Consider the following 20682-nt stretch of genomic DNA (forward strand, 5'->3'; position numbering starts at 1 on the left):
CCTGCACCCATGGCTTTGCTGCCCTTCTCACTTCCGTTCGCTGAACTGGAAGTGGGCCATCACCTGTATTGGCAGATCGGTGATCTGTACCTGCATGGCCAGGTCTTTCTCAGCTCGTGGATTCTGATCGGAATCCTGCTGGCGCTGGTTCTCGTCGGTACCCGCGGCATGAAGCGCGACCCGATTGGTCTGCAGAACCTGCTTGAGTTCCTCTGGGATTTCATTCGCGATCTTGCCCGCGATCAGATCGGCGAGAAGTACTACCGCGATTGGCTGCCGTTCATCGGCACGTTGTTCCTGTTCATTTTCGTGAGCAACTGGGGAGGCGCCCTGATCCCCTGGAAGATTGTTGAACTTCCAGAGGGTGAGCTGGGCGCTCCAACGGCCGATATCAACACGACCGTTGCCATGGCCTTGTTGGTGTCTCTTGCCTATTTCTATGCAGGACTTAGCCGTAAAGGTCTTCGCTTCTTCGAGTTGTACGTGGAGCCCACTCCGATCATGCTCCCGTTCAAAATTATCGAGGAATTCACGAAACCTCTTTCACTCTCTTTCCGTCTTTTCGGAAACATCCTGGCCGATGAACTTGCCGTTGGAGTTCTCGTTTACCTTGTGCCTTTGATTGTGCCCCTTCCTGTGATGTTGCTGGGCCTTTTCACCAGTGCTATTCAGGCTCTGATTTTTGCAACGCTTGCAGCGTTTTACATCGGAGAGGGTCTCCACGAGGCTCATTAAAGTCGCCCGATTTGCTTTCGCTAAAACGGGCGATCTGCTATACACATCCGCGCGCAGGTCCGACGTTTGATCGGGCCCACTTCTAAAAAGTGTCCCAGCGCGGGGGGAACCGATCCCCAGCCCATTCAGTTCAGCGCTCCTCAGCGCTTCCCCTAAACCCACCAAACATGGATTCCATTACCTCCGCCGCTTCTGTCGTGGCCGCTGGCCTGGCTGTCGGTCTGGCTGCTATCGGCCCTGGTATCGGTCAGGGCACCGCATCCGGCGGCGCTGTTGAGGGCATCGCCCGTCAGCCCGAAGCCGAAGGCAAGATCCGCGGAACTCTGCTGCTTTCCCTGGCCTTCATGGAATCGCTCACCATCTATGGCCTGGTGGTGGCTCTGGTGCTTCTGTTCGCCAACCCCTTCGCCGGCTGATCTCAACGGGATGGGGGCTTTCCCCATCCCGTTGACACCCACGACCCGATTCCTTTCCAGCGCATCGTTCCATGACCTGGCTTCTGCTTGCTGAAGCAGGTGTTCCGGAGGGAGGTCTCTTCGACCTCGATGCCACCCTGCCGCTGATGGCGGTTCAGGTGGTTCTCCTCACCTTCCTGCTCAATGTCCTCTTCTTCCGTCCAGTCGGCAAGGTCGTAGAAGAACGCGAGGGTTATATCTCCACCAGTCGCGCTGACGCCAAGCAGAAGCTTGCTCAGATCGAGCGTCTGGAAGCAGATCTTGCTGAGCAACTGAAAGACGCAAGACAAGCTGCCCAGGCAGCGATCGTCGATGCGGAACAGGAAGTTGATCGTCTTTATCGCGAAGCGATTGCTCAAGCTGAATCGGAAGCAAACCGAACAAAGGAGCAGTCCCGACGCGAAATCGAGGCTGAGCGTGAAAACGCTCGGACCCAGCTCGATGCGCAGGTTGACCAGCTCAGCAATCAGATCATCAACCGATTGCTTGCCGCGTGATGACCTTTTTTCCTCTGCTGGCGTCCGAAAGTTTCGGACTTAACTTCAACCCTCTTCAGACCAATCTGGTCAACCTGGCAATCGTCATTGGCGTTCTTGTCTGGTTCCTGAGAGGTTTTCTGGGCGGCATTCTCGAACGCCGTCGCACTGCAATTCTCCAGGATCTTGAGGATGCAGAAGCTCGTCTGACGAAGGCATCAGAAGCCCTGAGCCATGCTCAGTCCGAGCTTGCTGATGCTCAGAAGAAAGCTGATCGCATCCGCAAGGACGGCAAGTCACGGGCCGAAGCCATTCGAGCTGATGGGGAGAAGAAAACCATCTCCGTGATGGCTTCGATCAAACAGGGCGCGTCGGCGGATGCAGACGCTGAGGCCAGTCGTATTCGAGATGCTCTGCGCAGAGATGCAGCGACAGCCGCTATCGCCAAGGCACTGAGCGACCTTCCTGGAAGGCTCGATACGCAAGCGCAATCGAAGCTTCTTGACGCCTCCATCGCCAATCTGAGGGACGCCTGATGCCTCTTCTCAATTCCCTTGCCACGCCGTACGCCGAAGCGTTGCTTCAGGTGACTGAAGCCCGCAACGAGTCGAAGGTCGTCGCCGATCAATGCAAAGAGCTCCTGGACATTTGGAGCGGTTCCGCTGATTTCAGGGATGCCATGGTGTCTCCGGTCCTGGAACCCTCGTCCAAAAAGAAAGCTCTGGAATCTCTTCTCACCGATAAGGTCACACCCTCCTTGATGAATCTCCTCAAGGTTTTGGCTGACCGGCAAAGGCTTCAGGCCTTTGACGCTGTGATGGAACGTTTTCTCGAGCTCTACAGGGAACAACAGGGCATCACCCTTGCTCAGGTTCGTTCCGCTCAGCCCCTCACTCCAGAACAGCAGGCCGCTCTGTCCAGCAAGGTGCAGGCTATGGCCGGCACCGACAAGGTCGATATCGACCTCAGTGTGGATCCAGCTCTGATCGGCGGTTTCGTCGTGAGTCTGGGATCCCAGGTGATCGACGCCAGCCTCTCAGGGCAGGTGCGCCGCCTCGGTCTGGCGCTCGCCAAGGCGAGCTGAGCCCACTTCCTCCATCTTTCACGCACCTCCCTCCAATTTTCCCCGCTGGGATCACACGCCATGGTTTCCATCCGTCCCGACGAGATCAGCGCCATCCTCAAACAGCAGATTGAGGATTACGACAAGTCAGTCTCAGTAAGCAACGTCGGCACCGTTCTGCAGGTGGGCGACGGCATCGCCCGCGTCTATGGCCTTCAGGAGGCCATGGCTGGTGAACTCCTTGAATTCGAAGACGGCACCGAAGCGATCGCCCTCAACCTTGAAGACGACAACGTCGGTGCGGTGCTGATGGGTGAGGGCCTGGGAATCCAGGAGGGCAGCACCGTAAAAGCAACAGGCAAGATCGCCTCTGTGCCCGTCGGTGATGCCACGCTTGGGCGTGTGGTCAACCCCCTCGGTCAGCCGATTGATGGCAAAGGGGATATCGCTTCTACCGAGACGCGCCTGATCGAATCCATGGCGCCTGGAATCATCCAGCGCAAATCGGTTCATGAGCCGATGCAAACAGGGATCACTGCGATTGACGCCATGATCCCCGTTGGCCGTGGTCAGCGCGAACTGATCATCGGTGACCGTCAGACAGGCAAAACCGCAATCGCGCTCGACACGATCCTCAACCAAGGGGATCAGGACATGATCTGCGTCTACGTTGCCGTAGGCCAGAAGGCTGCGTCGGTAGCCAACGTTGTTGAAGTGCTTCGAGAGCGTGGCGCCCTTGATTACACCGTTGTGGTCGCCGCCAACGCCTCTGAGCCTGCTGCCCTTCAGTACCTGGCTCCTTACACAGGCGCCGCCATCGCCGAGTACTTCATGTACAAAGGCAAGGCAACTCTGGTGATTTACGACGACCTGTCCAAGCAGGCCGCTGCCTATCGCCAGATGTCGCTGCTTCTCCGTCGTCCGCCCGGACGTGAGGCCTATCCCGGAGATGTCTTCTACCTCCACAGCCGTCTGCTCGAACGCGCGGCGAAACTCTCCGATGCCATGGGCAAAGGCTCGATGACCGCACTGCCAATCATCGAAACCCAGGCCGGTGACGTCTCCGCATACATTCCAACCAACGTGATTTCGATCACGGATGGTCAGATCTTCCTCAGCTCTGATCTCTTCAATTCCGGACTTCGCCCTGCAATCAATGTGGGTGTTTCGGTGAGCAGAGTCGGTGGTGCCGCCCAAACCAAAGCGATCAAGAAAATCGCTGGCACACTCAAGCTCGAGCTCGCTCAGTTTGATGAACTGGCAGCGTTCTCACAGTTCGCATCTGATCTCGACGCGGCCACCCAGCAGCAGCTGGGTCGCGGCAAGCGGCTCCGTGAACTGCTCAAGCAGCCTCAATTCAGCCCCCTGATTCTCGCTGAACAGGTGGCGATCGTTTATGCGGGCGTAAAGGGTCTCATTGATGAAGTTCCTGTTGAAAGCGTTGTTGATTTCTCCAGAGAACTGCGTGAATACCTGAAGTCCAACAAGCCCGAATTCATCACTGAAATTCAGGAGAAGAAGGTGATGAGCCCTGAAGCAGAAGCGATTCTCAAGGACGCCATCGGTGAAGTTGTGTCCACGCTCGTGGCCTCAGCCAGCTGAGGAAGGAGCCGACATGGCAAATCTCAAGGAGATCCGCGACCGGATCAAATCAGTCAAGAACACCCGAAAAATCACCGAGGCCATGCGACTTGTCGCAGCGGCCAAGGTGCGCCGGGCTCAGGAGCAGGTTCTGCGGAGCCGTCCCTTTGCAGATCGGTTGGCTCGGGTCCTGGAAAACCTGCAATCACGCATGCAGTTCGAGGATGCTGATGCTCCTCTGCTTGAGCAGCGTGCCGTTGAAACCGTCACTTTGGTTGCCGTAACCGGTGATCGAGGCCTATGCGGTGGCTACAACTCCAACATCCTCAAGCGCACTGAACAGCGATTTGCTGAACTGAAGTCGAAAGGCCTCAACGTGAAAGTGGTGTTGATCGGGAGGAAAGCTGCCTCTTATTTCGGCAATCGCAATTACCCCACCCAAGCCAAATTCACTGGCCTCGAGCAGGTTCCAACTGCAGATGAAGCGAACACAATCGCCACAGATCTGTTGTCAGAATTCGTTGCTCAGGGGACCGACCGTGTGGAAATTATTTTCACGAAGTTCATCAACCTGGTGAGCTGCAAGCCGGTCATTCAGACGCTGCTTCCCCTCGATCCGCAGGACATTGCAGATCCTGAAGATGAGATTTTCCGTTTGACAACCAAAGATGGTCGTCTCACAGTTGAACCAGGATCCGCCCCTGGAAGTACGGAGCCCAAGATGGCTTCAGACATTGTGTTTGAGCAAAGTCCTGAGCAACTTCTGAACTCGTTGTTGCCGCTGTACTTGCAGAATCAACTGCTGCGTTCTTTACAGGAATCAGCAGCATCTGAACTGGCAAGTCGGATGACAGCGATGAACAACGCCAGTGACAACGCCAAGGCACTCGCCAAAACGCTGACACTGGACTACAACAAGGCCAGGCAGGCCGCCATTACGCAGGAGATCCTGGAAGTGGTTGGTGGTGCAGCAGCCATGACCTAGTCCACATTTCTATTTAATCCATATCAAAAGCCGACTCCTATCGAGTCGGCTTTTTTGTGGCCAATCGACTGGTCTTTGAAATTTAATTCGCAAGCACAGCAATACTTGCGGTCTCGCTAATGGGGGTAATGTAATTCGACGTCTCAAACAACGCGAAATTAAACAGGGCAGAACTGCTCGTCATACTATTTTTATTGGTCTTGAACTGCAGAATAACTTTCCCTTCAAGATCAAGCGATGCCGTTCCATAGGTGAGACCAGTATCTTCAAAATAGGCAACCCTTGCATCTGCCGCCGGGCCAAATCCTTTCCAATAAACGATTTGACCAGGGTCAATATTTTTAGTTTTAACCTTCATTTTAAAACCCTTACCCTCTTGCACAGTTTCTGCGCTTGAAAGCAGATTATAAGTTTGCTGAGGCGTTGTCGATGTATCCAGAATTGAAATATTTTCCGATGAACCAATTAAATTGGTTCGTCCAGGATCGGTGTATAGATTCAGCTTGAAGAGTTCCGTTCCTTCGGTGAGCAGATCTTTAGCCGCTTCGAAGGTCACTTGAAATTTTTGAGTAAAGTCTTGCGTCGTAACTCCGGAACGGGGAGTTACAAAATCGCCATCTGTAATATTCAACCCAGTGACATCCCAATAGACATTTTCACCCTCTGGAACTCCCCTTGTAAACACCTTGAATTTCATGGATTTCCCTTCCTCAATGCTGGTCTTATTGGGAAGAGCCTCGGCTGGCGTGGCAATTAACGGGAACGTTGTCGACGCTAATTTCACATTGCTATTTTTCCTGAAAAGGTCGATGGTGATTTCAGTGTTTGAATTAGTGGTGTTATCCGATTTGAAGACATGCTGAATCAAAGAAAATCCATTTTTGGCAATTTCAGTTTTGCCTGTCAATCCACCACCATCTGATGATTGATCGAGATCATTGCTACTGATCCCTGGACCACTCAGTTTCCAATCAAGTATTTCTCCTGGCAGGGAATCAGAATCAATCCGCGTCGAGACCTGCTCTCCGCGCTGGTATTCGCTTCGGCTTGGCGAGAGAGTGAACCAACTCCCTCTCAGCACTCCACCACCCCACTGCTGCTGTTTACCACTGGAATTAGGGGATTTTGTTGGACTTGTACCAGGTGTTTCAGTTGAAGTATCTAGAATCGGTACTTTTGTAGAGGCAACTTGCTTTTTAAATTTCTTGTCGCGGTAAAGTGAAATCTCAAGCTCTTCAACACCCTCGGTTTTATTATCATTGCGAAGTAAATGCGGGATGAATGCTGCACCATTACTGTTGATCACAACTTCACCTGACGTCCTCGCATAGGCCAGATCAAAATCGTTCTTATCGATCCCCTTTCCGCCAACCTTATAGTACAAAACAGTCCCACCTTTATTGTTAGAATCAATCCTGGTTCGAGTTGATGTGTTTTCTTTTATTTCTGTGCGGCTCGGCGATAGTGTGAACCACGTTCCCTTGTCGTCCTTGTCACTCCAAACTGGCTGGTTTCCAGAAGGCTGTTTCGATTTCGTTGGACCTTGTTCCGGTGTTTCGATAGAAGTATCATGAATAGGTATTGACACAGAATTCAGCTTCTTTTTATATGATTTGTCTTTATAAATGGTAACCGTGACTTCTTCAGGACCCTCAGTTTTGTTATCCGCGCGCACCATAAGTGGAATTTGCGCAGACCCACTGGGAGCAATCTTTCCTTTTCCACTCATGCGAGCATAGGACAAATCAAAGTCATTTTTATCAATCCCTTGACCACTCAATTTATAGAAGAAATTCTTCCCTATTTCACCATTTTGTATGACGCATTGAACAGCCACATTTTCCTTGACGTGCATCCGAGCCGAATTAAACGCCCAAGGCTTACCTGACTCACTGCTAGGATCAATATATTTGGCAATAACTTCAATCGATTCTGATGCAAGTTCAGTTTTAAATTTCGAGTCTAAAAAATAACTTACTTGAAGCGAGGCATTTTTAGTTTTATCGTTATTAGGAGCAATTTCAAAAATATGTCTGTACGAACCGTCCTTTTTGAGGGTTGCTTGTCCCTGCAGCTTTCCTCCTCCCACATCTGCTTGCGAGATATCCTCTCCAGACAAACGCCAGTACACATCATCACCTGCATAGGCAGACGATGACTCGAGCATGGATTTAAATGATCGGCCCTGCTTGACAGCATCTTTATTGAGTGTCAGCTGGAAGTCGTTGAGAGGTTGCTTTTGGTTCGCCATTGAAATGCAGCAATGAAGATTTTTTAGTCGATTTAATCCAGCAAAGCCGGCTGAACACTGTGATCGAGAATGGAGCCTCCATAACCATACATTTATCTTCGCTGTTATGCCTGCGAAGCGCATCCCCCGCTCGGGGGATTTATCGATAGCCCCTTCTTCACAATCTGTCAACAAATGTTTGGCCCTACTCTTTTAAAAGAAGATTTTGGTCTAATAGAGGAACAAGAGCAGGCTAGGCTTTGAGCGAAAGTCTCATCAAATTTTCAGACTAGGCGAATGGCTGCAATTAGAATGGTTAAATTGAGCCCGATGACTTTGGTATCTTTTTGATTGACGGAAAAATGTGTTGACTCAGTTTTATTTTCGTGGCTCCTTAGTGATTTGTCGCCGTTGCTCGATCAGTTCGCTCAGCAGCGCCTCAATACTGACTGCATGTATTTCAGCTTTACCTGCCATGATATCTCTGATATTAAGGGAGCGCTGATAATTTTCCTCCTGAATTAAAGATGTGATCTCAGCTTCATTCTTTAAGGCATCGGATCCAGGCACCTCGAAATGTTCTCTGAATGAAAGATGGAAGCGCGCGCAATACTCTTGGTTCGCTTTTTGGAAGAGGTGAAGATAGGATTTCCCCAGCTTTGTTGTAAATATTGAATTAATTTCTGGAATTGATCTTGGCAGTTTTGCACTCAGACGCCTGAGAAGTTCATTGTTGCTGTGAGGGGTCATCGGGAATGCACCGTTTTTGCCGTGAAGAATCGAATCGGCGACTGTTTCAGTAATGAACTCTGAAAAGGACGAGTTTTTTACTGGTTTGCAGCGGTTGATAAATGCTTTATTTAACTTCAAACCACAGGTTTGATTGAAATGGTGAAGCAATTCAGCAGGGTCAGCTTCTTTCGGGATTGGATTGGAGCTAATTGTTGCTGGGAGGCAGCTACCGCTGATTTCTGCTTTGTGATGCTGATAGTGGGCGTTCCAGTCAGGCCCCTGTTTTTTGATCAAGCACGCGATCAGCCAGCGTTCATAGCCGCTGAAGAGTTGCCAATCGCACTTCAAGCACTTAAAAACATGGTGAGTTTGCTTAAGCTGATTTATGTTCCGAAATGACCATTGGTTGAAACTGGAACGGTGCCATTGGTCTTGCCGACGCGTGTAGCCAACGATCTGAGCGGAATGAAAACCGAGGGAAACTGCAATGTCACAGATGTTGCGAACAGCGATGTATTTCTCCTGGAGGAATTCATGGCTGACGACTAAGAAATCTGTATGCTTTTTACGTTCAAGCTGCTGCTTCGTGATTGCTAAGGCTTGAGGTTCAGATTGGTTAAGCCCGAGAATGACGCGTGGCTGAAGTTGTTGATAGCTGAGTTTGTGGCGGTTGGGACGCCGTGCGGCTTTCTTGAGCATCCATTGGATGCTGCTTGACCCGCATTTCCCTGCACCGATGTGGATAATCAGATGGCTCACAAGGCCTCAGGGCTCTCTGGAAAAATAATCGTGAGATGCGATTGGTTCTTGATGTCCGAAAGCTCCGGCACCGTGGCGACGTTCACTGTTCATGCAGAGTTCGAGGGAGCAACCCACCGCTTTAGCTGTCGGGCTGATCAGAGCGTGCTCCAGGCGGCTGAAGCAGCTGGGGTCATGCTTCCTAGTTCCTGTTGTTCCGGGGTTTGCACCACCTGTGCGGCTGTGATCTCGGAAGGTGAGGTGGATCAACCCGATGCGATGGGAGTCAAGGCTGATCTGCAGGACAAGGGGTACGCACTGCTCTGTGTCGCTTTCCCCCGAGCCGATCTAACGCTGAAGGCTGGTCAAGAAGATGCGTTGTACGAAGCGCAGTTTGGTCAATACCAAAAATGAGGCTCAAAGCTCGCCGACTGGTCATTCCATGGCCGGATACCATCCCTGCCTCCGGCCTGAGATCCTGGGTTCTCGAGACGATTCAGATCCGGGCAGATCCCTTGCGTTGGGCCATTACCGCTGTCGAGCAGCCCGCTGATGGATCCGAACGCCAGGTGGTTGTTGAGGCTGTGTTGCTCGCGTGAGTGCCGTTGTTGCCTCTGCCGCATCCTTGCCCACCGTGATGGTGGTGCCCACCGGCATCGGTTGTGCAATCGGCGGTTTCGCGGGGGACGCAATACCCAGTGCTCGGCTCCTGGCAGCGGCCACAGGGTGCTTGATCACCCATCCCAATGTGATGAACGCTGCCTCGCTCTATTGGAGCGACCCCCGCATCCACTACCTCGAGGGATACGCTCTCGATCGTTTCGCAGCCGGTGAGTGGGCGTTTCGGCCGATACGCCTCCAACGCATCGGATTGCTTCTGGACCTTGATATCGAATCCGAGCTGTTGCAGCGACATCTTCAGGTCGCTGATGCCTGTCGTGCAGCCCTCGGACTTGAAATTGGTCCCGTGGTAACGACTGATGTACCGCTGGGGGTTCACCTTGAGAAAGGTGAGAGCGGTGCCAGCTGGGGCACACTGGAGCGGCCGGATGCACTGCTCCGTGCCGGAGAGCGCTTAAGGGACCTTGGCGCCACGGCGATTGCTGTTGTCGCCAGATTTCCTGATGATCCCCACAGCGATGATCTAACGGCATACCGACACGGCGAGGGTGTGGATGCCCTTGCCGGCGCAGAAGCAGTGATCAGTCATCTGCTGGTGCGTCACCTGCGGATGCCTTGCGCCCATGCCCCTGCCCTTGATCCGTTACCCCTCGATCCCCAGCTTGATCCACTTGCTGCAAGTGAGGAACTGGGGCACACATTTTTAGCCTGCGTGCTGGTAGGTCTCAGTCGTGCTCCTGATTTGCTTGGGGCTGACCAACCGCAGGTCGGGGCAATCACCGCGGACCAGCTTGGTGCGGTGGTGGCTCCGGCAGGAGCCCTTGGGGGTGAAGCGGTGCTTGCGTGTCTGGAGCGACGGATCCCTTTGATCGCAGTGGAGAACGCTTCGGTGCATTCCGTCACCGCCCGTGCCCTAGGACTACAGGATGGGGTTCTGCATGCGCGAAGTTATGCCGAGGCGGCTGGGCTGCTGCTGGCCCTGCGTGAAGGTTTGAGTCCAACAACATTGGAACGACCGTTGCCCGCCTTGCAGCGGTTGTCCTGATGCCAGGTGGTTTCGGTTCAAACCAAGATCAGAGCCCATGCCCTTGTGGGGGGGGGATATATGGCAACTGCTGCGGCCCTCTGCATCGGGGTGACCGACGCCCAAGCACAGCCGAAAAGTTGATGCGTTCCCGTTATTCAGCATTCGTCAAAGAAGAAGTGGTTTTTTTGATGGCCACCCATCCTGAGGAGGGCATCCCTGCAGGGGAGCGCCGCCGAATTCTGCGGATCGCCTGTCGTCAGGTCCGCTGGACGGGGCTCAGGATCCTGGCAACTGAACGAGGTGGGTTGAATGATTGCGAAGGGATAGTGCAATTTGAGGCTTGCCACAGCGATGGCAACCTACGAGAGACCTCTCTATTTCAACGCCGCGGCAACCACTTAGAAGGAGATTGGCTCTACATCAAGCCATTGATCCTTGAACCCACGTGATCGATTGGAACCACGTGTTGGGTTTTGATTACTGAAGATTTAGGTTGATTGCTGACAGCATTGACGGGTCTCCAATCGTGCCAGAGAAAAATGAATTAAATGACAATGTAATTCTTTTCTTGCTACTAGAGTGAACCGAAACATCATGCTTGAGCACTGATGGAAAGATAACTAACACCCCTGAATCAAGACTCAGGGTTTGCTTGATCAGCAGGTCCGAGTCCATCGCATCGGGGCACAACAAGGGTGGCAGTGAGTAAATCGATTCGACGTAAAAATTAGTTTCGACATGACCAGCCAGGGAAAGGATGCCCGACAAAATTGATAGAGGGTGCGTATGCATCGCATGGTCGTTACCTTGATGAGAAATATTGATCCAGCTTTGAGTGATCTCGAGTTGCTGAAAAAACTTTGAACTCCACGAAATATTGTCCCTCGTCACAGCAAGGCATTGATGCAGCCAGCCGTGCAGCTCCAAAAAGGGGGAATGGGCCTTCAAGGGATAGCGGTTGAGATCAAAGAAAAATCCTGGATCTTGCCCACCGGTTCTTTGTTGCGACTGAGAAATGTCGACAGTTTTTAAAGCTGATAAAACATCAGTTAGCAAATTTTCTGGCGCGTCAAATTTGTAAAACTCCTGCGGGCAGATTCGCAGTTTGTCTACCCGAAGATTGGCATCTCGCTTTAATTCCACTACCCAGTAACACTAATTATTCAGGCTTTATTCCCCTGCGCTTGATTTCGAGCTTCGGCTCCTCGCTTGAGAGCTTGCCAGGCTTGATTCGCTTGTTCGAGACCGCAGGACAAGCGGAGCCACCGTACGCCGCTGCACCTTGGACGTCAGACAATTGATCTTGACTGAGCTCCTCAGTTTCCCTTGGGTCATTCATGTTGATTTGCCGTGATTGTTCGAGCCAGTTTACTCACCACATGAGCTTTTGTCTTCGGCATTCAGTTGATCGCTCAGGAGCAGATGAGATGTTTGGCTTGGCTCGCTTTGATCGCCAAGGTCAGCGCTATCGGAACATGGCCCCAGGCTCGTCTGCCAGCAGCAAAGAGGTCAATCTCAAAGGAATGGCCTCAATAGCTGCCATATCTCAATGGCTGCCATATTTCAAAGGATGCGAGGAACGTCTTGTTTAACGACTGCTGGAATTGGCAATCACAGTAATTATTGTTTGTTCTGGAGGTTTTTGCACATCAATCACCTCCCACTGCGATTGAAGAACCTGAACATTTGATGCTTGTGCCATCATTCTTTCTGCAGCGGAAAATCCTTAGCAATCAAGCATTGAGAATCAACGCTTCACTAAAAGCTTGCTTCAAACTCAGTGGCTATCGGTGACACGAGAATTGTGTCTTGATTGCCTTAAAGGTGCACCCGAGCCCCACCGGCCACGTTTTCAACGCAAGCAGGCCATCGGGTGGCGTGGTGGTACATCGAGAGCCTTGGCAACGCCTGGGTGGCACACGGCTCCTTGGACTGTGTTGAGTCCTGAGAGCAGTTCCGGTCGTTCCGTCACCGCTTCTTCGAGGCCGCGGCCGGCGATGCCGAGGATGTACGGCAGGGTCACACTCACCAGCGCTTCGGTGGAGGTGAACGGCACGGCTCCGGGCATGTTGCCGACCGCATAATGCTGCACACCGTCGATCGTTACGGTTGGATCGGTATGGGTGGTTTCACGGCTGGTGGCGACGCAGCCGCCCTGGTCAATCGCCACGTCGACGATCACCGAACCTGGTTTCATCTGCTGCACCATGGCCTCATCCACGAGGGTGGGCGCCCTGCCTCCCGGGGTCAGAACAGCACCAATCAGCAGGTCTGCGCTGGGTACGAGCCGCTCGAGCAGGCCTCTGCTGCTAACAACGCTCATCAACCGACCGCGCCGAGCGTCCTCCAGGCTGCGCAGTCGCTCCGGTGAGCGATCCAGCAGCATCACCTCCGCATCCATCGCTGCTGCCAACCGCGCGGCGTTCCAGCCCACTGTGCCGGCACCGAGCACCACCACGCGCGCTGGTCGGACACCCGTGCATCCCCCGATCAAAACGCCACGCCCGCCGTGGGGGCGTTCAAGCAGGTGGGCACCCACCTGGGCCGCAAGGCGGCCTGCGATTTCGCTCATCGGCGCCAGCAGAGGGAGGCTGCCGCTCTCGAGCTGCACTGTTTCGTAAGCAATTCCCGTGGTGCCTGCGGCAAGAAGGGCTTCACCCACGTGTGGGTAAGCCGCCAGGTGCAGATAGGTGAACAGCACCATGTCGTCCCGCAGGAAGCCGAACTCGCCCGGCTGTGGTTCCTTCACCTTCACCACGAGATGAGCGGCCCAGGCTTCCTCCCGGCTGACCACTTGGGCCCCTGCCGCGGCGAACGCGTCATCGCCAATGCCCGCACCGGCACCTGCTCCGCTTTCGATCCGAATTTCCAATCCCTGGCTTGCGAGTTCACGCGTGGCATCGGGTGTCAGGGCAACCCTTTGCTCGTCGGCTTTGATTTCCCTTGGCACACCGATACTGGCCATCGGGGCCGTGAGGACGGAGGCTGCCATGGGGCTTCGACCCTCACCTGATGATCTCTTCAATCTGGCGCCGGGTCGCCGTTACCGCCAGAAAGATCACGCTGATGCAATCGGGCGTCTCCAGCCGGTGCCGAAGGCCTGAGGGCTGACCTTGAGCAACGGTGCTGCCTGGCGCCGCTTGAATTCCGACCGCTGCACCAGTGTTTCCACCCGTTGAACCAGCGCGGGGTCATGTCCGTCGGCGATCAGAGTTAATCCGCTCTGCCGGCCTTCGATCAACCGCTTAAGAATGCAATCAAGCTCGCCATAGTCCGGCAGGGAATCACTGTCTTTCTGATCAGGACGCAGTTCAGCACTGGGAGGCTTGTGGCGGATCGCCTGCCCCACCAGCTCTCCGTTGCCGGGCAAGCCGAGCTCCTGTCGACAGGAGAAGGCTTCGTCACTGTCCAACCATGCGCAGAGAGCGAACACGGTTGTTTTGTAGAGATCGCCGATCACGGCCAATCCCCCGTTCATATCCCCATAAAGAGTGCAGTAACCAACCGCCAGCTCTGATTTATTGCCTGTGGTGAGTAGCAACTGCCCCTGGTGGTTGGCAACGGCCATGAGCAGAGTGCCGCGAATGCGCGACTGGAGGTTTTCAGCAGTAATCCCTGTAGGGATTTCGCCGAGGGCAGGACTCAGGGCCAGGTCGTAGCTGTCCATCAACCCATCGATCGGCACGGTACGGGTTGTGACCCTCAGCCGTTGAGCCAGGGCCAGGGCATCGTCGATCGACCCGCGGGAGCTCCAGGGGGATGGCATCAGCAGAGCGCTCACCTGGTCTGAGCCGAGTGCTCCAGCAGCGATGACCGCTACCAGGGCTGAGTCGATTCCTCCACTGAGCCCGAGCAGGGCTTTCGTGAATCCACATTTCCCGGCGTAATCACGAACACCGAGAACGAGGGCCCGAAACAGAGCCTCAAGACGATTCACGCGCGCCGACTTTGGCGAGAGGGTGCCAGCACTGCTCTCCCATACCATCTGCGATTCCTGGCAGGGGGGGAGTTCAAGTTGCAGCTCCCCATCGGCGGACACCACGAAGCTGGCGCCGTCGAACACCAATTCGTCATTACCTCCGACCTGATTCAAATAAATCAGGGGGCAATGGAGTCGTTGTGCGGCGGCGGCAGCCAGCTGCCTCCGCAACGCCGGCTTATCAGCATCAAAAGGGGACGCCGCGAGGTTGATGACCAGATCAGGCTGTTCCGGGATCAGCTGATCAATCGGATCCGGGCCGGCCAACCGCTCTCTCTGCAGGTCATCGTCGACCCAGAGATCTTCACAAATGGTCAGACCCAGCGTCTGACCTCCAGACAAACGAAGCAGGCTTGGACCGCACCCCGGGCGGAAGTATCGCCGTTCATCAAAGACGTCGTAACTGGGAAGGAGTTGTTTGCGGGCCACAGCCTTCCAGCCTTGCCTGCTCACGAGGGCGATGCCGTTGTGAAGGGCAGGGGCGCGGCTGTCGTCAGCGGGCAGCACCACTCCCACGAGCACTTGGATGGAAACACCGAGCCTTGAGGCGAGATCCTCCAGCACGTGCTGTTGCAGCGCGATTCGGCTCGGCTGCAGCAGCAGATCCCGGGGCGGATAGCCCCATAGGGAGAGTTCCGGAGTGAGCAGCAGCTCAGCCTTATCGGCCTCCGCCTGTTGTGCTGCGGCAAGAATCCGTTCGGCATTGCCGCGCAGATCCCCCACCACAGGGTTGAGCTGAGCGAGGGCGATACGCATCAGCAGCGGCTGGGAGAGAGGCCGTACAGATTGTGCTGGAGAAGCAGCGGCCAGATGCTCTCCGGCACTTGCGTTGGATCGGGTTTGAGCCTCAACTTGGAACTCGCCGCAGCAGGAAGCTCCAGGTCCAGCACATCGACCCTGGCCCCAAGGCTTTTCAGTTGATTCAGCGCAGTGGCGTTGAGAGCCCAGCCATAGCGAGGCGCGATGGCCAGCCGACAGTGGGGCAGCCACAGCTCCGTCTGCTTCCAGCGCGGAATCTGCTCTGCCAGGTCACTGCCAACGACGAACACCAGTCTTTGGTTCGGCCAGAGCTGAGCCGCACGTTTCAGGGTGGTGATCGTATGGGGGCTGCTGAGATCCTGAACCAGGTTCAGTCGAACGTGATTGATCTGGTCAACCAAGGTCCTCAGCATCGTGCAGCGCAGATCCAGAGAGGCACCGTGCTGTTTCATCGGGTTGTCGCTTGCCCAGGTGACCACACGCTCGTAGTGGTTGAGGAGTCCCTCCAAGAGAGCCTGGTGCCCCCGCGTCGGTGGGTCGGCACTTGTGCCGAGCAGGGCGATATGCGATCCGCTCATCTAAGGCAGCAGCGGTTGCAACGTCCCGCGTCTGCGTTGTGGCCAACGCTTCAACCATTGCTGCACCACCGGATCACGCTTGGCCAAACGCTGCAGCAGCGCTCCCGGTTGCCCTCCTCTATGGCGCAGCAGTTGTCTGGCAACAAGCCGTCCCGTAAGGCGGCTGGCGTGAATGGCGAGTGCTGCCTGGGCGAGGGCCACAGGTGCTACCGGGGCGAGGCTGCTGCCAGCACTCATGGGAACCAGGGCCAGAAGCAGTTGCTTGATCCCACTCAGCCCGAGCTGGACGGCGCCAAGCAGGGCGTTGTGGCTGGACAACCTCGTCAGGAACTGCCGAGCCGCTGAAGGGGTCATGCTGATCCCATACAGACGACTCAATTGCAGGACCAGGGCTGTATCGCAGGCCATGCCTCCAGCAAGATCTAGTGCCAACACGGGATTGACCGCAACTCCAGTGGCTTTGACAGCCGCGTAACGGCCGATGAGCCCCTGAGCGCGACGGCGTTGCTGTTGCAGACGAAGTTGCAGGCACGAACTCTGGAAGTGGTCAGCCTGGCGCAGGCTTTGCAACGCCAGTAGCAGTTCTCCCTCCTGCTCCAGCTGCGGTAGGAGTGCATGCTTGAGAGCCTGAATTCGTGGCTTGGCCGTGGTGCTATGAACGCGACCGTCTCTGCAGAGCATGGGCACCCTTGGGGCTGCTGCCACTGCCGTGAGGGGAAGTGGCATGGGCAGTCGGGAGCGGATGCTGTTCAGAAGAGCCGGATGATCAGCGTCGGGCCAGCGGTCGCACCGGTTGAGCACCAGCTGCAGAGGTTTGCCCGTCGCGAGCAGCGTTTCCAACGCATCCTGGTCAGTGCGGCTGAGGTCGCTGTCGATCACCAGTAGCACCAGATCGGCAGCCTGGGCCACCCGGGCAGCAAGCCTGGCCCGCCCGGCAGCGTTGATTTCATCGATGCCGGGGGTATCCACCAGCTCAATCCTGTTCAGACCGGAAACCACGACCGGCCACGTCACCGACTGCTGCCGGCGCGTGCAGCCATGGGCCACATCGGTCACTAGCAGATTGGTTCCGATCAGAGCGTTGATCAGGCTGGATTTACCGACTCCCACCCGACCAAACACGGCGATTCGCAGGGTTCGTTCCTTCAACCGCCGCAGCTGACGATCAAGGAGATTCAGCTCACCTTTGAGAAGGGCTTGTTCGCGCACGCTCAGGGTCAGCCCCGTTCTCCATTGCTGAAGCAGCAGCCGGCAACGTTCCACACTGCTGGGTTCAGAGCTGGGGGGGGAAAACTCTGCCGTCATTCCGACTGAGCAGACAACAACAACCCCTTGTTTAACGGGACTCTCAACGCACTTTTTTTCTCAGACGCAAGCCCGGACAACGCCATGTTGTAAGGATCTCTCCCCATGGGAGCAGCTTAAGAGTGGCAGCAAGGTCGATGGCTCCCATAGCGCCCTGGCCACTGTTTTCCGTCAATAAGAGAATGCAGAGGCTTGATTGGATCGATCATCGTCTTCGCTTGCTGAGGCATGCATCTCTTTTCAGATTTGGACAGGCAATTCATGACGTTGAGGGTTTACGCCACCAACCCGCAAGCACAGCCAAGACAGCGTCCGCTCCGATCACGCCAACGAAGCCGCCGAATTCATCCACCACGACACGCACACTCTCACTGTCGCGGCGGAAACCTGTCAGCAGGCGGTCGGCACGGATCATCTCCGGTACGTATTCGACCGTTTCGCTCAGATCCACGGGCATCAGAAAACCACGGTTTTCAAGCAGGGCAGTGAGCAGGCGTTCCCTGCTGGCCACCCCAAGCACCTTGTCAACCTGATCGCCAAGCACCACCCACCAAGGGGCATTGTTTGCGAGCAGAACGCTGCGATGGGCGTCCAAATTGAGACTGCCATCCAGGGTTGGCGCTGCAACGCGCGGGGTCATCAGGTCACGGGCTGTGAGGTCGTTCAGCTGGAAAACCTTTCCGATCATGGCCGCTTCATCAGCCTCGATGACCCCTTTTTGGGAACCAAGCCTGGCCAGCAGACGAATCTCTTCTTCATTCGTGCTGATTTCTGCTTCCGCCGTGATCGCGGGGAGCAGACGCTCCAGCAGCAGCACCAAGGGGTTCAGCAGCAAACCGAGCCAATGCAGAACCGGTGCAGCACTAAGGGATACGGGCATCGCGAAACGACTTCCCAAGGCTTTCGGCAGGATTTCCCCCAGCAGCATCACCAAAACGGTGAGGCTCACGGAAAAAAGCGGCAGGGCTACACCACCGATACCGCGTTTCTCGAACACCCAGGCGGCATAGCCACCCAACATCAAACTGCCGAAAATATTGAATCCGTTGTTCGCGATGACCAGCACTGAGAGGGTTCGACCCAAACGCTGCCGGAGTTTGGCCAGTCGCCTTGCACCCGCGATCGGCCGACTGCGGGCAGCAAGTTCATGGATGCGAATCGGGTTGACCGTGAGCAGTGCCGCCTCCACACCTGAACAGAGTGCGGAACCCAACAGCACCACAAGCACAAGCAAAAGCAACACCAGAAGGTCGGTATTCGTCCCCATCCAGCGCTGCAGCGCGACCTAATCACTCTATCGAGGCCCGTGATACTTTCCGCCCATGAAGAAGGCACTGATCACTGGTATCACAGGCCAGGACGGGAGTTATCTGGCGGAGCTTTTGCTGGAGAAGGGGTATGAGGTGCATGGCATCAAACGCCGTGCAAGCAGCTTCAACACAAGCCGGATCGACCACCTCTATCAGGATCCCCATGATGAAAATCCGCGGCTGATCCTTCACTACGGCGATCTGACCGACAGCACCAATCTGATTCGCATCATTCAGCAGGTGCAGCCTGATGAGATCTACAACCTCGGCGCCCAAAGCCATGTGGCGGTGAGTTTTGAGGCGCCGGAATACACCGCCAATAGCGACGCTCTTGGCACCCTTCGCATCCTCGAGGCGGTGCGAATGCTCGGGCTAACCGAGAAAACCCGGATCTATCAGGCCAGCACCAGTGAGCTCTACGGCCTGGTCCAGGAAACTCCCCAAAAGGAATCAACCCCCTTCTATCCGCGCAGTCCCTATGGCGTCGCCAAGTTGTACGCCTACTGGATCACGGTCAATTACCGCGAGTCCTACGGGATGTACGCCTGTAACGGGGTGTTGTTCAACCACGAAAGTCCCCGACGCGGAGAGACCTTTGTCACGCGCAAGATCACCCGTGGCCTGTGTCGAATCGATGCGTCCCTCGAAGATTGCCTCTACATGGGCAACCTGGATTCCAAGCGCGATTGGGGGCATGCCCGTGACTACGTGGAAATGCAGTGGCGGATGCTGCAGCAAGAGGCCCCTGAGGATTTTGTGATTGCCACCGGGCGCCAGGAGAGTGTGCGTCGGTTCATCGAGCTAACCGCGATCAGCATTGGCTGGGGGGGGATTGATTGGGAGGGGGAGGGCCATGAAGAGATCGGGCGAAGACCTGACACCGGAGCGGTGGTGGTGCGCATCGATCCCCGTTATTTCCGCCCTGCAGAGGTGGACACCTTGCTCGGAGATCCCACCAAAGCGAAGGAAAAACTGGGCTGGACTCCGACCACCACGCTGGAGGAACTGGTCGCTGACATGGTCGCGACAGATCAGCAGGAGGCGAAAAAAGAGGCTTATCTGCGGCGCAAGGGATTCGAAGTGGTGGGGGCACACGAGTGATGCTGATCGCAGAATCCGATCGCATCGCCGTCTGTGGTGCCGGTGGGATGGCGGGCAGCGCGATCACACGACGGCTGCTGCGGCGTGGTTACCGCCAAGTGCTGCCCCCCGCACGAGCTGAGCTGGACTGCCTCGACCGTGCTGCCGTAAAGACGTGGATGCACCAGCATCAGCCTGATGTGGTGGTGCTGGCAGCAGCCAGGGTTGGTGGCATCCAAGCCAACAACGACCATCCAGCTGACTTCCTGCTCGATAACCTGAAGATACAAACGCATGTCATCGAATCCGCCTGGCAGGCAGGAGTTCGGCGACTGTTGTTTTTGGGGAGTAGCTGCATCTATCCGAAATTCGCAGCTCAGCCGATCCGTGAGGAAGCGCTCCTGACCGGCGCTCTAGAGCCCACCAATGAGTGGTACGCCATCGCAAAGATCAGCGGCATCAAACTCTGTGAAGCACTGAGACGTCAGCACGGATTTGATGCGATCAGTCTGATGCCGACGAATCTCTACGGTACCGGCGATAACTATCACCCCACCAACAGCCATGTGCTGCCGGCGTTGTTGCGTCGGTTCCATGAAGCCAAGACCCAGGGAGATTCGATGGTGACCTGCTGGGGAAGCGGGACGCCTCTACGGGAATTTCTCCATGCCGACGACCTCGGCGACGCCTGTGTTTTTGCCCTGGAGAACTGGAGCGCCCTAGCGGACGATGCCCCGCGCAATGCTGCGGGAGAACCGTTGGCGTTTCTCAATGTGGGCACCGGCGTGGACCTCAGCATCCGTGCTCTGGCCGAGCAGGTAGCAGCAACAGTTGGTTTTGAAGGCTCCATTCACTGGGACACCTCAAAGCCAGATGGCACCCCGAAAAAACAGTTGAACGTGGAGCGCCTGCAAGCGATGGGCTGGCGAGCGCGCATTCCCTTAAAGGAGGGTCTCGGTTTGGCCTATGAGGATTTCAAAGCCGCTCTGGCTGAGCAACGACTGCGAGGGTGAGCTGCCATCCTGTTG

At 55.5% G+C, this 20682-nt stretch carries 21 protein-coding genes; 13 read left to right on the top strand and 8 right to left on the bottom strand.

Annotation, left to right across the window (positions count from 1 at the left end):
* The first annotated feature begins 9 nt into the window (after nt 1–9).
* From atpB to SIB64_RS15730, 7 genes are all read left to right on the top strand, one after another.
* Nucleotides 10–735 (top strand): F0F1 ATP synthase subunit A, encoded by a 726-nt coding sequence (atpB, locus tag SIB64_RS15700; protein ID WP_413441110.1) that lies wholly within the window; start codon nt 10–12, stop codon nt 733–735.
* Between the two features lie 167 nt (nt 736–902).
* Nucleotides 903–1151, top strand: coding sequence for an ATP synthase F0 subunit C (atpE, locus tag SIB64_RS15705; RefSeq protein ID WP_006851467.1), 249 nt, complete (start codon nt 903–905; stop codon nt 1149–1151).
* A gap of 71 nt (nt 1152–1222) precedes the next feature.
* Nucleotides 1223–1687 (top strand): F0F1 ATP synthase subunit B', encoded by a 465-nt coding sequence (locus SIB64_RS15710; protein WP_413441111.1) that lies wholly within the window; start codon nt 1223–1225, stop codon nt 1685–1687.
* A complete protein-coding gene (locus SIB64_RS15715; RefSeq protein WP_413441112.1) occupies nt 1687–2202 on the top strand; it encodes a F0F1 ATP synthase subunit B in 516 nt (171 codons plus the stop codon). Before SIB64_RS15710 ends, SIB64_RS15715 begins: the two co-directional genes overlap by 1 nt.
* Nucleotides 2202–2750 carry an ATP synthase F1 subunit delta gene (gene atpH / locus SIB64_RS15720; protein WP_413441113.1) on the top strand — a complete coding sequence of 183 codons (549 nt, stop codon included), beginning with the start codon at nt 2202–2204 and terminating at the stop codon, nt 2748–2750. Before SIB64_RS15715 ends, atpH begins: the two co-directional genes overlap by 1 nt.
* Nucleotides 2751–2810: 60 nt before the next feature.
* Nucleotides 2811–4331, top strand: coding sequence for a F0F1 ATP synthase subunit alpha (atpA, locus tag SIB64_RS15725; RefSeq protein ID WP_413441114.1), 1521 nt, complete (start codon nt 2811–2813; stop codon nt 4329–4331).
* A gap of 13 nt (nt 4332–4344) precedes the next feature.
* On the top strand, nt 4345–5295 hold the full coding sequence (locus tag SIB64_RS15730) for a F0F1 ATP synthase subunit gamma (RefSeq protein WP_413441116.1): 951 nt from the start codon (nt 4345–4347) through the stop codon (nt 5293–5295).
* Nucleotides 5296–5377: 82 nt separating this feature from the next.
* Here SIB64_RS15730 and SIB64_RS15735 read toward each other — a convergent pair whose 3' ends face one another.
* On the bottom strand, nt 5378–7546 hold the full coding sequence (locus tag SIB64_RS15735) for a hypothetical protein (RefSeq protein ID WP_413441118.1): 2169 nt from the start codon (nt 7544–7546) through the stop codon (nt 5378–5380).
* Nucleotides 7547–7903: 357 nt separating this feature from the next.
* The gene (locus tag SIB64_RS15740; RefSeq protein WP_413441120.1) at nt 7904–9016 is read right to left on the bottom strand and encodes a hypothetical protein; all 1113 of its coding nucleotides are present in this window, start codon (nt 9014–9016) and stop codon (nt 7904–7906) included.
* A 51-nt stretch (nt 9017–9067) separates the two neighbouring features.
* Between SIB64_RS15740 and SIB64_RS15745 the strand changes: the two genes are divergently transcribed.
* The 4 genes from SIB64_RS15745 (at nt 9068) to SIB64_RS15760 (ending at nt 11092) form a co-directional block, all read left to right on the top strand.
* Nucleotides 9068–9409 carry a 2Fe-2S iron-sulfur cluster-binding protein gene (locus tag SIB64_RS15745; RefSeq protein WP_413441122.1) on the top strand — a complete coding sequence of 114 codons (342 nt, stop codon included), beginning with the start codon at nt 9068–9070 and terminating at the stop codon, nt 9407–9409.
* Nucleotides 9406–9594: a hypothetical protein gene (locus SIB64_RS15750; RefSeq protein ID WP_413441124.1), complete on the top strand. Its 189-nt coding sequence runs from the start codon at nt 9406–9408 to the stop codon at nt 9592–9594. The genes SIB64_RS15745 and SIB64_RS15750 overlap by 4 nt, the downstream gene beginning before the upstream one ends.
* 38 nt (nt 9595–9632) lie before the next feature.
* Nucleotides 9633–10661 carry a DUF3326 domain-containing protein gene (locus SIB64_RS15755; RefSeq protein WP_413443074.1) on the top strand — a complete coding sequence of 343 codons (1029 nt, stop codon included), beginning with the start codon at nt 9633–9635 and terminating at the stop codon, nt 10659–10661.
* Between the two features lie 122 nt (nt 10662–10783).
* Nucleotides 10784–11092, top strand: a complete 309-nt coding sequence (locus SIB64_RS15760; protein WP_413441125.1) for a YchJ family metal-binding protein — start codon at nt 10784–10786, stop codon at nt 11090–11092.
* A 28-nt stretch (nt 11093–11120) separates the two neighbouring features.
* Here the strand turns inward: SIB64_RS15760 and SIB64_RS15765 are convergent, their stop codons facing one another.
* The 6 genes from SIB64_RS15765 to SIB64_RS15790 all read right to left on the bottom strand — a co-directional run bounded on the left by SIB64_RS15765 (nt 11121) and on the right by SIB64_RS15790 (nt 18531).
* On the bottom strand, nt 11121–11786 hold the full coding sequence (locus SIB64_RS15765) for a putative 2OG-Fe(II) oxygenase (RefSeq protein WP_413441126.1): 666 nt from the start codon (nt 11784–11786) through the stop codon (nt 11121–11123).
* A gap of 709 nt (nt 11787–12495) precedes the next feature.
* Complete coding sequence (gene ald, locus SIB64_RS15770) at nt 12496–13635, bottom strand: alanine dehydrogenase (protein ID WP_413441127.1); 1140 nt, start codon at nt 13633–13635, stop codon at nt 12496–12498.
* A 66-nt stretch (nt 13636–13701) separates the two neighbouring features.
* Nucleotides 13702–15378 carry an NAD+ synthase gene (locus tag SIB64_RS15775; protein WP_413441128.1) on the bottom strand — a complete coding sequence of 559 codons (1677 nt, stop codon included), beginning with the start codon at nt 15376–15378 and terminating at the stop codon, nt 13702–13704.
* Nucleotides 15378–15959 (bottom strand): nicotinate-nucleotide adenylyltransferase, encoded by a 582-nt coding sequence (locus tag SIB64_RS15780; RefSeq protein ID WP_413441129.1) that lies wholly within the window; start codon nt 15957–15959, stop codon nt 15378–15380. Before SIB64_RS15780 ends, SIB64_RS15775 begins: the two co-directional genes overlap by 1 nt.
* Entirely contained in the window at nt 15960–17264 is a 1305-nt protein-coding gene (locus SIB64_RS15785) for a GTP-binding protein (RefSeq protein ID WP_413441130.1), read from the bottom strand.
* Nucleotides 17265–17523: 259 nt separating this feature from the next.
* Nucleotides 17524–18531 carry a CNNM domain-containing protein gene (locus SIB64_RS15790; RefSeq protein WP_413441131.1) on the bottom strand — a complete coding sequence of 336 codons (1008 nt, stop codon included), beginning with the start codon at nt 18529–18531 and terminating at the stop codon, nt 17524–17526.
* 55 nt (nt 18532–18586) lie between these two features.
* Between SIB64_RS15790 and gmd the strand changes: the two genes are divergently transcribed.
* Both gmd and SIB64_RS15800 read left to right on the top strand, forming a co-directional pair.
* Nucleotides 18587–19675 (top strand): GDP-mannose 4,6-dehydratase, encoded by a 1089-nt coding sequence (gene gmd, locus SIB64_RS15795; RefSeq protein WP_413441132.1) that lies wholly within the window; start codon nt 18587–18589, stop codon nt 19673–19675.
* Nucleotides 19675–20667 carry a GDP-L-fucose synthase family protein gene (locus SIB64_RS15800; RefSeq protein ID WP_413441133.1) on the top strand — a complete coding sequence of 331 codons (993 nt, stop codon included), beginning with the start codon at nt 19675–19677 and terminating at the stop codon, nt 20665–20667. Before gmd ends, SIB64_RS15800 begins: the two co-directional genes overlap by 1 nt.
* Nucleotides 20668–20682: the final 15 nt, after the last annotated feature.

Source organism: Synechococcus sp. MIT S1220 (assembly GCF_047303025.1).
Classification (GTDB): Bacteria; Cyanobacteriota; Cyanobacteriia; order PCC-6307; family Cyanobiaceae; genus Parasynechococcus.